Source organism: Faecalibacterium sp. OM04-11BH (assembly GCF_003482185.1).
GTDB classification, from domain to species: Bacteria; Bacillota; Clostridia; order Oscillospirales; family Ruminococcaceae; genus Faecalibacterium; species Faecalibacterium tardum.
Window position 1 is genome coordinate 1 of the sequence record NZ_QULS01000049.1, and the last position, 233, is coordinate 233.

At 57.1% G+C, this 233-nt stretch carries 1 pseudogene; it reads left to right on the forward strand.

Annotated features, from left to right (window positions below):
- Positions 1-233: pseudogene (locus tag DXB44_RS14950) on the forward strand (recombinase); the annotation flags it as partial.

The window sequence follows — 233 nt, forward strand, 5'->3', positions numbered from 1 at the left end:
CGCGGCGAGCGTGGCAGCACCGAAGAACACCTGACTGTCACTCAGTTCAAAGTCCAGCGGGAGCAGGAACGGCTGGACACCCTGACCACCCAAGCCGACCAAAAGGCGCAGTCGCTTGCCAAAACCAGTCAGACCCTCTCCAAAAAGGAGAAGGAACTTGCCGCTGTGCAGAAAAAGGCCACGCTCACGAAAGAAGCCCTCATTCATGCGCGCGATCTGGATTATATCGGCAA